Origin of the sequence: Amycolatopsis sp. CA-230715 (genome assembly GCF_018736145.1) — a bacterium.
GTDB lineage: Bacteria > Actinomycetota > Actinomycetes > Mycobacteriales > Pseudonocardiaceae > Amycolatopsis.
Map to the genome: position 1 here is coordinate 5,993,998 of NZ_CP059997.1, position 11,995 is coordinate 6,005,992.

Annotated in this window: 12 protein-coding genes; 8 read left to right on the forward strand and 4 right to left on the reverse strand. The window is 69.8% G+C overall.

Annotation, left to right across the window (positions count from 1 at the left end; all coding sequences use genetic code 11):
- Positions 1-46 precede the first annotated feature (46 nt).
- The 5 genes from HUW46_RS28860 (at position 47) to HUW46_RS28880 (ending at position 5,195) form a co-directional block, all read left to right on the forward strand.
- A complete protein-coding gene (locus tag HUW46_RS28860) occupies positions 47-1,141 on the forward strand; it encodes an ABC transporter ATP-binding protein (RefSeq protein ID WP_215541926.1) in 1,095 nt (364 codons plus the stop codon).
- Positions 1,134-1,826 carry an ABC transporter permease gene (locus HUW46_RS28865; protein ID WP_215541927.1) on the forward strand — a complete coding sequence of 231 codons (693 nt, stop codon included), beginning with the start codon at positions 1,134-1,136 and terminating at the stop codon, positions 1,824-1,826. The genes HUW46_RS28860 and HUW46_RS28865 overlap by 8 nt, the downstream gene beginning before the upstream one ends.
- Positions 1,823-2,518, forward strand: a complete 696-nt coding sequence (locus HUW46_RS28870; protein ID WP_215541928.1) for an ABC transporter permease — start codon at positions 1,823-1,825, stop codon at positions 2,516-2,518. Before HUW46_RS28865 ends, HUW46_RS28870 begins: the two co-directional genes overlap by 4 nt.
- A gap of 11 nt (positions 2,519-2,529) precedes the next feature.
- Positions 2,530-3,411 carry an ABC transporter substrate-binding protein gene (locus HUW46_RS28875; protein ID WP_215550178.1) on the forward strand — a complete coding sequence of 294 codons (882 nt, stop codon included), beginning with the start codon at positions 2,530-2,532 and terminating at the stop codon, positions 3,409-3,411.
- 74 nt (positions 3,412-3,485) lie between these two features.
- The gene (locus HUW46_RS28880) at positions 3,486-5,195 is read left to right on the forward strand and encodes a hypothetical protein (protein WP_254124990.1); all 1,710 of its coding nucleotides are present in this window, start codon (positions 3,486-3,488) and stop codon (positions 5,193-5,195) included.
- Here HUW46_RS28880 and HUW46_RS28885 read toward each other — a convergent pair.
- Positions 5,171-6,541, reverse strand: a complete 1,371-nt coding sequence (locus tag HUW46_RS28885; RefSeq protein ID WP_254124992.1) for a HAMP domain-containing sensor histidine kinase — start codon at positions 6,539-6,541, stop codon at positions 5,171-5,173. The two genes, HUW46_RS28880 and HUW46_RS28885, sit on opposite strands and share 25 nt — an antisense overlap.
- Positions 6,538-7,212 (reverse strand): response regulator transcription factor, encoded by a 675-nt coding sequence (locus HUW46_RS28890; protein WP_215541929.1) that lies wholly within the window; start codon positions 7,210-7,212, stop codon positions 6,538-6,540. The genes HUW46_RS28885 and HUW46_RS28890 overlap by 4 nt, the downstream gene beginning before the upstream one ends.
- 177 nt (positions 7,213-7,389) lie before the next feature.
- On the opposite strand from HUW46_RS28890, the gene HUW46_RS28895 reads away from it, so the two are divergent.
- The 3 genes from HUW46_RS28895 to HUW46_RS48805 are packed head-to-tail and all read left to right on the forward strand — an operon-like array spanning position 7,390 to position 9,397.
- On the forward strand, positions 7,390-7,869 hold the full coding sequence (locus tag HUW46_RS28895) for a MarR family winged helix-turn-helix transcriptional regulator (RefSeq protein ID WP_254126652.1): 480 nt from the start codon (positions 7,390-7,392) through the stop codon (positions 7,867-7,869).
- Positions 7,866-9,266, forward strand: a complete 1,401-nt coding sequence (locus tag HUW46_RS28900; protein WP_215541931.1) for an MFS transporter — start codon at positions 7,866-7,868, stop codon at positions 9,264-9,266. Before HUW46_RS28895 ends, HUW46_RS28900 begins: the two co-directional genes overlap by 4 nt.
- Complete coding sequence (locus HUW46_RS48805; RefSeq protein WP_256451386.1) at positions 9,266-9,397, forward strand: hypothetical protein; 132 nt, start codon at positions 9,266-9,268, stop codon at positions 9,395-9,397. Before HUW46_RS28900 ends, HUW46_RS48805 begins: the two co-directional genes overlap by 1 nt.
- A 223-nt stretch (positions 9,398-9,620) precedes the next feature.
- On the opposite strand, the gene HUW46_RS28905 is transcribed toward HUW46_RS48805, so the two are convergent.
- Together HUW46_RS28905 and HUW46_RS28910 are read right to left on the reverse strand one after the other, a co-directional pair.
- Entirely contained in the window at positions 9,621-10,604 is a 984-nt protein-coding gene (locus HUW46_RS28905) for a hypothetical protein (protein ID WP_215541932.1), read from the reverse strand.
- A gap of 13 nt (positions 10,605-10,617) precedes the next feature.
- Positions 10,618-11,988 carry a hypothetical protein gene (locus tag HUW46_RS28910; RefSeq protein ID WP_215541933.1) on the reverse strand — a complete coding sequence of 457 codons (1,371 nt, stop codon included), beginning with the start codon at positions 11,986-11,988 and terminating at the stop codon, positions 10,618-10,620.
- Positions 11,989-11,995 lie beyond the last annotated feature (7 nt).

An 11,995-nucleotide genomic window follows, 5' to 3' on the forward strand; every position in this document is an offset into this window, starting at 1 on the left:
GCGGGATCTGGGCTACGGTTTTTTGATCCTACGTGGGGAGTGACGCGTGGCAATCCAGTTCCAGAACGTGACCAAGCGGTACCCGGACGGGACGGTCGCGGTCGACGATCTGAACCTCACCGTCGAGGACGGCACCATCACCGTCTTCGTCGGTCCGTCCGGGTGCGGCAAGACGACATCGCTGCGCACCATCAACCGGATGGTCGAACCGACCTCGGGCACCGTGCTGCTCGACGGCAAGGACATCCGTGACTCCGACCCGGCGCTACTGCGCCGCGGCATCGGCTACGTCATCCAGCACGCCGGGCTCTTTCCACATAGGACGGTCCTGAACAACGTGGCCACCGTGCCGCTGCTGTCCGGCTGGGACAAGGCGAAGGCGCGCAAGCGCGCGGCGGAGCTGCTCGACGTCGTCGGCCTGCCGGCCGAGCTGGGGAAGCGTTACCCCGCCCAGCTTTCCGGCGGCCAGCAGCAGCGCGTCGGCGTGGCGCGCGCGCTCGCCGCGGACTCGCCGGTGCTGCTGATGGACGAGCCGTTCTCCGCGGTCGACCCGATCGTGCGCGAGGAGCTGCAGGACGAACTGCTTCGCTTGCAGTCGCAGCTGGGCAAGACGATCGTGTTCGTCACGCACGACATCGACGAAGCGGTGCGGCTCGGCGACAAGATCGCGGTCATGCGCGTCGGCGGGAAGCTCGCGCAGTACGGCACGCCGTCCGAGGTGCTCCGCAGTCCGGTCGACGACTTCGTGGCCTCGTTCGTCGGCAAGGACCGGGGCTACCGCGGCCTTTCCTTCCTTTCCTCGGCGGGCGTGGTGGTCAGCCCGGTGGAAAAGATCGTGGTCGGCCGTGCTGTGCCGGAGGAGGGCGAAGGCTGGCAGCTCGCGGTGAACGAAGCGGGCGAGCCGCGCGGCTGGCTCCCACCCGGGTCCACTGTGGACGGAGAGCTGGCGGAGACCGATCTCGTCGCGGGCGGCTCGCTCTACACCGAGGGCGCCCCGATCCGCGGCGCGCTCGACGCCGCGCTGTCCTCGCCCGCGAGCCTCGGCGTCGTGGTGGACGGCGACGGCAAGGTCACCGGAACCGTTACCGCGCACCAGGTGCTGGACGTGATCGAAAATCCGCAAGGCGCCGACCATGGGTGATTTCTTCGACGAGCTCGGCCGCTACCTCGGCAGCGGAAACAGCCGGGCGCAGCTGTTCGCCGATCTCGGTGAGCACGTCTACCTCGCGCTGCTGCCGCTCGTGCTGGGCATCGTGCTGGCGATCGCGCTCGGCTGGCTCGGGAACCGCTTCAAATCCGCGCGGAACGTGCTGATGGTGGTGTCGAACCTGCTCTACACCATTCCGTCGCTGGCGTTGTTCGTGGTGATCCCCGGCGTCATCGGGACCAAGATCCTGGACAGCGTCAACGTCGTCGTGGCGCTGACCATCTACACCACCGCGCTGCTCGTCCGTCCCGTGCTCGACGCGCTCGACGCGGTGCCGCAGCACGTCGTCGCCGCCGCGACCGCCGTCGGCTACCGCCCGGCGCGCCGGTTCTTCGGCGTCGAGCTGCCGCTGTCGGTCCCGGTGCTCGCGGCGGGCGTGCGGGTCGCCTCGGTCAGCAACATCAGCCTGGTCAGCGTGGGCGCGCTGATCGGGACCGGCGGGCTCGGGGTGCTGTTCACCGACGGCTTCCAGCGCGAGTACTTTTCGCCGATCGTGGTCGGGATCGTGCTCACGCTGCTGCTCGCGCTCATCGTCGACCTTCTCCTGGTGGGACTGAAGAAGCTGCTGACCCCGTGGGACGGTGCGGCACTCGCCCCGGCGAAGGAGATGGCGACATGATCTTCGACTACTTCACCGACTCCGCGCACTGGCAGGGCGAGGAAGGCATTCCGAACCGCCTGCTGCAGCACCTCGGCTACACCGGGCTGGCGCTGGTCATCGCGCTGGTCATCGCGGTGCCGCTGGGGCTCTACGTCGGGCACACTGGCCGCGGGGGCGTGGTGCTCGTCGGCGCGAGCAACACGATCCGCGCGCTGCCGACGCTCGGGCTCATCACGTTCCTTTTCTTGCTGTTCACCGAAAGCGGGCCGGTCACCACCATCGGGCTCGTGGTGCTGGCGATCCCGCCGATCCTCGCCGGGACCTACGCCGGGGTGCAGGCGACCGACCACGGCGTGGTCGACGCGGCCGAGGGCGTCGGCATGACCGGATGGCAGCGGCTGTGGCAGGTCGAGGTCCCGATCGCGTTGCCGCTGCTGCTCGGCGGCGTCCGCAACGCGGTGCTGCAGCTCGTCGCCACCGCGGCCGTCGCGGCCTACGTCGGGCTCGGCGGCCTCGGCCGGTACCTGCTCGACGGGCTCGCCATCCTCGACTACAGCGAGGTGGTGGCGGGCGCGATCCTGACCGCGCTGCTCGCGATCGTGCTCGACCTCGTGCTCGCGGGCGTGCAGCGCGCGCTCGTACCGCGCGGGGTGCGGCTCGCGGCGGCCGCCGCGAGCGGCAAGAAGGTCGCCGTGGGAGGTGCCGAGTGAAGAACCGGGTGTTGACCGCGCTGCTCGCGGTCGTCGCGCTCGCCGCGACCGCGTGCGGGAATCCCCTGGCAGGGGGCGCCGAGGGCGGTTCGACGGGTGAGATCGTCATCGGCTCCTCCGACGTCGGCGAAAGCTCACTGCTGGCCGAGATCTACGCGGGCGCGCTCCGCAACGCGGGCGCCAAGAACGTCACGGTGCGCCCGCCGGTCGGCGGCCGCGAGGTCGTGGTCAAGGCGCTGCAGGACAAATCGCTGTCGCTCGTGCCCGACTACAGCGGAAACCTGTTGCGGTACTTCGACAAGAGCACGCAGGCGACCAAGCCCGCCGATGTCTACAGTGCACTGCGGGCGAAGCTCCCGCCGGGATTCGCGGTGCTGGACCAGGCACCCGCGGAGGACAAGGACCTGCTCGTGGTCCGCAAGGAGCTGGCCGACTCCGGTATCCGGACGTTCTCCGATCTCGGGAAGCGCTGCGGCGAACTGACCTTCGGCGGCCCCGGCCAGTGGAGCGAGCGCTGGAAGGCCAAGATCAAGCAGCTCTACGGCTGCGAGTTCAAGGCGATCACCACCACCGACACCGGCGGCCCGGTGACCGTCGCCGCGCTGAAGTCCGGCGACATCCAAGTGGCGGACCTGTTCTCCACCTCGTCGACGATCGCCGCGAACGGGTTCGTGCCGCTGGTCGACGACAAGCAGATGTTCCCGGCGCAGAACATCGTGCCGCTGGTGGCGAAGGGCACCCTGTCGGACCACGAGGTGCAGGCGCTGAACCGGCTCTCCGCCGTGCTGGACACCGCGAAGCTGACCGAGCTGAACGTGCAGTACTCGGAAGAGAAGCGGAACCCGCTGGACATCGCCGACGAGTTCCTCAAAGAGAACGGTTTGGCCACCTGAGCTTGTGCGGTCCGGTCACACGATTGTCAACGAACACGAACGGAACACGCACAAACGGTCAATAGCTTGACGTGGTGACAGCAACTCTCACGGGCCCAGCGGTTGCGCCGACCGGGGCAGCGCCGGTCGAGCGCAGAAGATTCCCCGGAATCGGGCCGATCGCGGCTGTCGCGGGTGGTGTGGCCGCGATCGGCTGGCACGGCGCGCGGTACGGTTCCTGGCTGGTCGACGACGCGGCGATCACGTTCGCCTACGCGCGCAGTTTCGCGGACGGGCTCGGGCCGGTGGTCGCGCCCGGTGCTCCGCCGGTAGAAGGGTTTTCGAATCCGACGTGGACCGCCTTGCTCGCGCTCGGCAAGGTGCTCGGCCTGTTCGACCGCGGCACGCTCTTCGGAGTCCCCGACTACGTCCTGTTTCCCAAAGCACTCGCGATGCTGTGCTGCGTCGGGATTCTTGTCGCCTGCCACCAAGCGGCGAAGAAGGTGGCGCGCCATCCGTCGCTGGTGACGCTGGCGACGGGACTCGTGCTCGCGGCGATCCCGTCGTTCGTCATCTGGTGCTTTTCCTGTCTCGAGAACTCGCTCTACGCCTGCGTCGTGATGTGGCTCGCGGTGGTGCTGTTCCGCGCGTCGCTGGACGGCCGCCTGCTGACCGCCAAGGTCGCGGCGACGGTCGGCCTGCTCGCCGCCGCGGCGGCGCTGACCCGTCCGGACGGTATGATCTACGCGGCCGCCTACCCGGTGCTGCTGGCCGTAAAGCTGCGGCACGACACCCTTCGTGTCAGTGTCCACAAGGGACTTTTCTCGACCATCGCGTTCGGACTCCCGTTCGGTGCCTACCTGATCTGGCGGCGGCTGGAATTCGGCCAGTGGGTGGCCAACACGGTGGTGGTCAAGGCGCAGGGCCTGCCGGACGTCACCGCTCCCCTCCGGGTTGGCGATCTCGTGACCTACGCGGGCGCGCTGACCGTACTCCTGTCCGCAGTGCTGGTGGCGCGGATGTCGGCGAAGCCGGGACTGGTCGCGCTGCTGGTGCCGTTCGCGCTCGCGGTGACCGCCTACATCGTGCTCCCCGGGGACTGGATGGGCGAACTCCGGTTCGCCACTCCTGTTTGGACACTCGGCACGCTGATCGGCGCGCTCGCCGCGGCGAAGGCGTACGAACGGTTCCGGGTGCGCGGGCGCGTGGTGCTGTCGGCCGCGCTGGTCGCCGTCCTGATCCCGTCCGGCAGCGCGTTCGCCGGCGCGGCGGAGCGGTTCCGCGCCGAGCCGACGTTCCCGATGTGCTTCGTCGCGGACCGGATCGGCCGTACGTTCAACGAGTACGCGGATCTGCTCGGCCTCGGGCGGGCGTCGCTGCTGGCACCCGATCTCGGCGGTTCGGCGATGACGAGCAGGCTGGCTCTGGTGGACATGGCCGGTCTCGCCGACACGAAGATCGCGCGGTTCACCCGCGACGCGAACTGGGGCCCGATGCGCGACTACCTCTTCGACGAAGTGAAGCCAACTTTTGTGCACCTGCGCATTTTCTGGGGCGCGGCCACCGGGATCGAAACCGATCCCCGGCTGGCACGGGACTACCTGCCGATCCACCGGTACCCCGCCGGGCAGCCAGGCGGCGATTTCGTCCGCAAGGACGCGGTGCGGACGCCCGAGCGGCTCCAAGCTGTTCGGGCCTACGCCGCCGAGACCGTGCCCGAGGTCGAAGGGAAGCTCGCGCAGTGGCCGCGGCGGCACTGCGGTGCCACGCTCCGTCCCGGTCAGACGGCCGTCGGTGAGACCTGATTCCTCGGCACGGTGAGCGTGAACACGGCACCGTCCCTATTGGACACGGTCACCGTGCCGCCATGAAGTGCCGCGTTCTCGCGTGCGATCGCGAGGCCGAGACCGCTGCCTTCGGTGGCCGAGCGCGCGCGGTCGCCGCGGACGAACCGATCGAACAGGATCGGCAGCAGTTCGTCCGGGACCCCCGGCCCCGAGTCCGCTACGCGCACGGTGACCGTCTCGGCCGCCGATCCGTCGATCGTGACGGTGACCGGCGGCCGCCCATGCCGGTCCGCGTTGCTCAGCAGGTTGCGGACGATGGTGTGCAGCCGCCGGGGGTCTCCGGTCAGCGTCACCTCGCCCGTCGTCCGGACCGTCGCCGTGCCGCCGTGGAGTTCGGCGGCGTCGAGGACGAGCGCGTGCAGGTCCACCCGGTCGGGGCGGAAGTCGGCCGCACCGGCGTCGAACCGCGCCATCTCCAGCAGGTCCTCCACGAGGCGCGCGGCCCGTCGCGACTGCGTGCTGACCAGATCCGCCGCGCGCTCCCTGGTGAGTGCCGCGTCGCTGCCGAGGAGGTCGGCAGCGGAGACGAGGGTCGCGATCGGAGTCCGAAGGTCGTGGGCCACGTCCGCGGCGAACCGCTGCTGGCGGCGGATCGAGTCGCCGACCTGGCCCGCCATCGCGTTGAACGAGGTCGCCAGGTCGGCCAGTTCGTCCCGGCCGCGCACCGGGACCCGCGTGTCGAGTGCGCCCTCGCCGAGCCGCCGCGCGGCCGCCGCCACCTGGCGGACGGGCCGCTGGATCCGGCCCGCCGCGAGCACGGCGATCGCGGCGGCGAGCGCGGTGAGCGCGAGCCCGATGTACACCAGGTTCCAGCGCAGCCGTGCGAGGTCCTGCTGCACCTCTTCCATCGGGTAGTACTGCACCAGCACCAGGTCGGTGCCGCGCACTGTCCCGGCGAGCAGCAGCCACTGGTGACCGGGGTCGCCGACGATGGTCTGTTCGGGCTGGCTCCGGCTGTCCACCTTCAGCAACCGGTACGTCGCATCGGTCAGGAGGAAGGTGCCGACGACGACGGGGGAGATCGGCCTGCCGCCCTGGTACAGGATCCAGACGACCCCGAAGCGGCCGAGAGTGTAGGAGGTCAGCACCAGTTTCGCGGTCTCGGCCGCGGAATTGGGGCTGTCCGCGCGCGCTCTGTCGATGTCGTCCAGCCGTTTGGCCAGGTTGTCCCGTGCCGACGAGATGAACCTGTCCTCGGTGCTGGCCGATTCCATCCGGTAGGCCGCGAACGCCATCGCGGCCGTCGCGGCGAGCGTGACCGCCACGACGGTGACCACGATCTTGGCGCGCAGTCCGAGTCTCACGGCAACACCAGGCGGTAGCCGAGCCCGCGCGCGGTCCGCAGCACGGCGGGGTTGGCCGGGTCGCGCTCCACCTTGGCCCGCAGGCGCGCGACCGTCGCGTCCACGATTCGCGAATCGCCGGCGTACCCGTAGTCCCACACTCGCTCGAGTAGCACCTGCCTGTTCAGCACCTGTCCGGGGTGCGCGGCGAACTCGAGCAGCAGGCGCAGCTCGGTCGCGGTGAGGGCGAGTTCGCGACCGTCGCCGGTCACCGTCATCGCGCCGGGGTCGATCACCAGATGGCCCACGCGCAGCACAGCCGGACCCGGCCCGCGCGGCACCGTCCTGCGCAGCACCGCCTTGATCCTCGCGTCGACCACCCTCGGCTCGACGGGTTTGACCACGTAGTCGTCGGCGCCGCCTTCGAGCCCGACCACTACGTCCACCGGGTCGCCCCGCGCGGTCAGCAGGATCACCGGCACCGTGCTGCCCGCCCGGAGCCGCCGGCACGTCTCGAATCCGTCGATCCCGGGCAGCATGACGTCGAGCAGAACGACGTCGAAGTTCGCGGCGCGGTCGAGTGCGTCCTCACCGGAGCCCGAGATCCGGACTTCGTGCCCCAGTGCCGTCAACGCGAGTGAGTACGCCTCGGCGAGTTCGCCGTCGTCTTCCACCATCAGCAAAGCAGCCAAGATCTTCCCCAGTCCCTCGGTTGAGCGGAATTCTACGGACGAACACGGTGTGGCGGATGGCGAAGCTCCGGTGCGGGGCCCGCTTCGGAGAGTCACGGCCACCCGTCTTGCCGTTATTCCAGTGTTGAAGTAACCTCGGCCCCTAGATACTTCAACACTGGAATAACTGGGGTGACGATGGCCGACTTCGACTGGCTGACCGAGGAAGAGCAGCGGGTGTACCGCGCCTTCTCCCGGATGAGCCGCGAGCTGTTCAACCACTTCGACTGCGATCTCAAACGGGACGTTGGCATTCCGCGCACCTACTACGAGGTCCTGTTCGTGCTGGGCGAGGCGCCGGAGGGGCTGCGGATGACCGATCTCGCCGCGGCCACGCGATCGGCGCCGAGCCGCATCACGCACGCGGTCGGCAAGCTGGCCGCAGACGGCCTGGTGCACCAGCGGACCTCGGCCGCGGATCGGCGCAGTTCGACGGTCCACCTCACCGACGAAGGCGAACGCACGCTGCGGAAGGCGGCGAAACGCCACGCGCGAAGTGTCCGCGAGTACCTGTTCGCGGCGTTGACCGATCGCCAGGCCGACGAACTGCGCCGCATCAGCGACAAGATCTTCGACCGTGTCGAGGAAGCCACCGCGCCGGAGGGCGAGCCCCGGTGACGCGGCAGGACGAGGCCGTCTCGACAGAACGACCGGGTGCGGCCTACGCGGGAGTCCTGTTCGGAGTGTTCGTGATCGTGCTGGACACCACGATCGTGAACGTGGCGGCGCCGCGGATCCAGGCGGATCTGCTGGCCACAGTGGACACCGCGCAATGGGTGGTCAACGGCTACAACCTCGCCTTCGCCGCGCTGCTGCTCAGTGCCGGTGCGATGGCCGACCGGCTCGGCGGCCGCAAGGTCTTCCTCGGTGGTCTGGCGCTGTTCGCGCTCGCGTCACTCGCTTGTGGACTGTCGCCGTCGGCGGCCGCGCTGGTTTCGGCCAGGGCGGTGCAGGGCGTCGGCGCCGCGTGCATGCTGCCGACGGCGCTGTCCCTCGCCGCGCACCTGCACCCGGAGCCGAAGGCGCGTGCTCGCGCGTTCGGCCGCTGGGCCGCGGTGGCCGGTGCCGCGACCGTGCTCGGCCCGCTGGCGGGCGGCGTGCTCGTCGACACGCTGGGCTGGCGGGTGATCTTCTTCCTCAACCTGCCCGTCGCGGCGTTCGCGGGGTACCTCCTTGCCTGCAACGCCAAGGAAACCGGGACGAGGGCGCGGTCGTTCGACGTGGCCGGTCAGGTGCTCGGCGTCGTCGCGCTCGCGGCCGTCGCGATCGCGTTGACCGAGGCGGGGCAACGGGGTTGGGGCTCGGCGCCGGTGGTCACGGCACTGGTCGTCGCCGCGCTCGCCACCGCGGCGCTGGTGGTCGTCGAACGCCGCGTGCGGGCGCCGATGCTCCCGCCCGGCCTGGCCGGACACCCGCCGTTCCGCCGGGTGTCCGCGGTGGGCTTCGTGCTCAGCGTCGGGATCTACGGCCAGATGTTCGTGCTGTCGCTGTACTTCCAGCACGCCCGCGGGTACAGCGCGTGGGCGACGGGCTTCGCGTTGCTGCCGTTCGCGGTGCTCAGCATGATCGGGCCGGTCGTGGCGGGGCGGTTCATCGCACACGGGGCGGTACGGGGGACGTTGGTCGCCGGGCAGCTCGCCGGTGCCGTCGGCAGCGCGCTGCTGGCCATGCTCGGTGCGCACACGGGCTACTGGCTCGCCGCGATCGGGCTGGTGCTGCTCGGCGTGTGCCAGTCCGCGTCGCAGCCCGCGGTCGCGGCGGCCACGCTCCAGCAGGCACCGGCGGAGCACACCGGGATCGCCTCCGGTGTCATGACGGCCGCGCGCCAGGTCGGGTCGGTGTGCGGGGTCGCCCTGCTCGGCGGCCTGCTCGACGGCGATGTCCTTTCCGGACTGCGCACGGCGCTGCTCATCGTCGCGGTGCTGTTCGCACTCGCCGCCGGGCTGGCCTGGACGGTCCGGCCGCCCCGTTCGGCTGGGCCGTCGCGATGCGCGAACGCGTCGGCGGCGACCTGATGACGATCGAAGACGACGTCCACGGTTCGTTGTCCGCGCTGCCCCGCGCGGACACCGCGGTGACCTTCTTCGACACCGGCCGCACGAACACCGGAACCTGCCAGGGCGCCCCGGTGCCGGGACCGGCTTAGGCCCCACTGTGATGTCGGGTGCGGGTCGCGGTGTTCGCGTGAGATGAGCGGGGGCGTTGTGTGGTCCCCGAAGGCCACCTTCGGGGAATCTAGCGCCACTTTCTCGGCCCTCGCGGGTGTGCGGGCTGGGCTGCCCATGCCCCGAAGGTGGCTTTCGGGGCGCTGGGTTCCCCGAAAGCCACCTTCAGGGGCGATCCACGCCGGGCCGCCGGACTCCGGGTGGTTACTTGCCGTTCGGGCCGCCGAGGGGGAGTTCGATCCGCATGGTCTCGGTGAACGTCGTCGCCGGTCCCTTGTCACCGCTGACCGTGACCGGGGTGAGCGAGCCGCAGCTCAGCTGGTAGCCGAGCTTCAGCTTGGCCTTGTTGCCGTCCATGCCGCCTTCGCCCGCGTCGCACTTCGGCTGCAGCGCCTTGAACGCGTCCTTCGCTTCCTGCTGCAGTTCCTTGTTGTCCGGCCACAGCATTTCGACGGTGATGCCCATCAGCTCGACCGCCAGCTCGCTGGTCTTCCCCTTGTCGGTCTGCTCGTTCTTCCACGACCGCGCGCCCGTGCTCGCGACCACGACCACCTGGTTCATGGTGCCGTTCGGCTTGAAGTTGTCGGTGTTGTAGCCGACCGACCAGTCCTTGCTGAAGGGCTGGTCGACGTTGTTGGACGCGTCGCACATCTCGATCTCGTCCACGTTGTTGCCCGCGCTGTCCTTCTCACCGTTCTTGTAGCACTTCCACGTCGTCTGCCGCTTCCGCACCACGTCCATGAACCCGGGCCCGGTGGTCTTCGGCGGGAAGCAGTAGTTCAGCCCGGGGCTGTCCGGGTCGCACGGCACCGGTGCGTACGGGTCCGCGGGCGGCGCGGTGCTGCTGCTCGCGGGCGGGGGCGGCGGCGCGGCGGAGGAACTGCCCTGCGCCTTCGTGTCGGTCGACGACCCGTCGGTCAGCACTAGCGCGAGCACGATCCCGACGACGAGCACGAGCACCAGCCCGATCCCGCCGAAGATCAACGGCTTCTTGCCGCCGCCCTGCGGGGGCGCGCTTCCCGGCGGCATCGGTGCCCACGGGCCCTGCGGCGTGGCGAAGTGCGGCGATTGCGGGTTCCCGCCGCAGAACCGGCCGTTGTACTGGTCGACCCAGACGCCGGGAGACCTCGGGTCGGGGAGGACCTGCTGCCCACAACGCTGGCACTGCGATGGCTGCGGCGCTGTCATGTTCGTCGTGCTCCTACTTCAGGATGACCTGGTCGAACGGGAACGGGCGGAACGGGAAGGTCGGCACGCCCTCCGCTTTCATCGCGGCCTCTTCCAGCTGCTGCGGGAACGAGTATTCGAACAGGGAGTAGGCATTGGAGAACCCTTCGCCGACCTGCCTGCCGTCGAGGAACTGCGGGATGATCGTCATCGTGACCGAGTAGGCGGGCAGCAGCGTCGCAGGGTCGATGAAGTACCGCATCTGGCGGCCTTCGGTGGCCCCGATGTCGATGCTGTACGGGTAGTCGCCCGGTTTCTTCCCGGTCTGCCGGAAGGCGGCTTCCAGGAAGCCGACGCCCATCTTCCGGTCCAGCGAGGGATGGAACTCCTTTTCCCTGCCCGGTTTCACGAGCGGCTGCGGCGCGAGCGTGACGTCGAGCTGGAGGTAGGTCTTGCCGTCCTTGCCCTGTGCCTTGGTCGGTTTGGCCATGGTGAACAGGCCGGGGATGCCGTCGAGGTAGGAGATGAACTTGTCGGCGTCCTCTTGCGACAGTCCGCCCGCGGCCACGCCGTCGCTGGTGTAGCTGTTGTCCACGAACTTGCCCGGCTGCATCCGGTTCGCGCACTTGTCGCGCGAGTCCTGCTTCGGCGGCTGCCAGCCGTGGAAGTAGTCGGAATAGCTCCGGGTGGCGTTGTCGACGCACCGGATGAGGTCCGGTTTCTTCCGCGAGCCGTCGGCCTCGACGGCGGTGAACTCGTCGATGAACTTGCGGGACTGGTAGTCGACCGCGACCCGGCTGGTGAGCGAATTGGCGGGATAGTTGGTCTTGTAGTCGTACGGGGTCCGCCAGGTCTGGTGAATGTAGTCGGTGACGGTCTTGGTGCTCTGGTTCTTGAGCATCGACCAGTAGAGCTGGCGCGGGTCGACGGCGGCGATCGCCTCGTCGGACGGCGCGGCGCCGGGGGTGAATCCCTGCGGCGCGGCGGGATACTGCTTGAGCGGACCGGCGGGCCAGTAGACCCCCGCCCCCGCCGGGTCGGTGGGGGATCCGGAGCCGAGGTCCTTTTCCCCGGCGGCGTTCACGGTCTCACCGCCGCCGCCCGGCGAACGGTCCGGCGCGCGGGCCACCAGCACCACGACCAGCACGATGACCGCGATGATCGGGATGCCGATGCCGAACATCAGCCCGAGCTTGCGTTTGTTGCCGCCGCCCGGCGGGGGTGCCTGCTGGGCGCGGTACTGGTCCCACGGGTTCTCCGGCCGGGGCGGTGGCGGCCAGTGCTGACCCGGATGGGACTGCGGGCCGGGGATCGGGCCCGAGGGCGGGCCGTACTGGGGCTGCTGGCCGTACGGCTGACCGGGGCGCGGCCCACCCGGATAACCCTGGCCTGGATCGTGGGACATCGGGCTC

What these genes read in the sequence shown, in the direction of transcription:
- HUW46_RS28865 (WP_215541927.1), top strand. Translation starts at nt 1,134, where the DNA reads ATGGGTGATTTCTTCGACGAGCTCGGCCGCTACCTCGGCAGCGGAAAC.
- HUW46_RS28870 (WP_215541928.1), top strand. Translation starts at nt 1,823, where the DNA reads ATGATCTTCGACTACTTCACCGACTCCGCGCACTGGCAGGGCGAGGAA.
- HUW46_RS28895 (WP_254126652.1), top strand. Translation starts at nt 7,390, where the DNA reads ATGGCCGACTTCGACTGGCTGACCGAGGAAGAGCAGCGGGTGTACCGC.
- HUW46_RS48805 (WP_256451386.1), top strand. Translation starts at nt 9,266, where the DNA reads ATGACGATCGAAGACGACGTCCACGGTTCGTTGTCCGCGCTGCCCCGC.
- HUW46_RS28905 (WP_215541932.1), bottom strand. Translation starts at nt 10,604, where the DNA reads ATGACAGCGCCGCAGCCATCGCAGTGCCAGCGTTGTGGGCAGCAGGTC.
- HUW46_RS28910 (WP_215541933.1), bottom strand. Translation starts at nt 11,988, where the DNA reads ATGTCCCACGATCCAGGCCAGGGTTATCCGGGTGGGCCGCGCCCCGGT.